This window comes from Arachnia propionica (assembly GCF_003932785.1).
Classification (GTDB): domain Bacteria; phylum Actinomycetota; class Actinomycetes; order Propionibacteriales; family Propionibacteriaceae; genus Arachnia; species Arachnia propionica_B.
On record NZ_RQYT01000122.1, the window covers coordinates 1 to 825 of the forward strand.

1 pseudogene is annotated in these 825 nt (G+C 64.2%); it reads left to right on the forward strand.

Annotation, left to right across the window (positions count from 1 at the left end):
* A pseudogene (locus EII35_RS15535) lies at positions 1-825 on the forward strand (RHS repeat protein); the annotation flags it as partial.

Sequence of the window (825 nt, forward strand, 5' to 3'; positions counted from 1 at the left end):
GGGTGACGGTGGTCTCGGATGAGGATGGGTCGCGGTCGAACACGTGGGTCGCGGATGCCCGGGGCCGGGTGGTGGGGATCACCGATTCGGATGACAACCACTCGTCGATGGCTTATGACCAGTGGGGCAACCAGGTCCTGGCCACCGACCCCGAAGGCAACACCACCGCACGCCAGTTTGATGACCGGGGCCGCCTGATCATTGAACAAACACCTTCTGGCGCGGTGACGCGGCTCGGTTACGACGAGTTGGATCGGTTGACCGAGATCATCTCCCTCGAAGACGGGACGGAGGTTGCCCGCAGCTGCATGTCGTATGTCGGTGCCCAGCAACAGCCTTCAACCATCATTGATGGGGAGGGCGGTCACACCCGCCTGCAATGGGACGAGGGCTTGTTGCTGGAGGCGGTTGATCCGACCGGGGTGAGGGTACGGTTCGGCTACGACCCCCGTGGGGATCTGGTGTCCTCCACCGATGCCGAGGGCAACACCACCCGGATCGTGCGGGACGCCGCCGGCCGGGTGAGCGAGCTGGTGAAACCCTCTGGCGCGACGACCCGATTCCACTACACCCCCGCCGGATTGCTGGAAGCCAGGATCGACCCAGACGGGGCCCGCTGGGAATATGAATACAGCACCGGGGGTCGATTGACAGCGATGACGGACCCGATGGGTGCCACAACCCTCCTGGAATACGGCTCCCATGGGGAGTTGGTGGCGTTGGTGGACCCACTGGGGCGTCGGGTGGAACAAGACTGTGATGATCTGGGCAACATCAACCGGGTCCAGCTGCCCGATGGCGCGACCTGGGAATTCACCCACGACG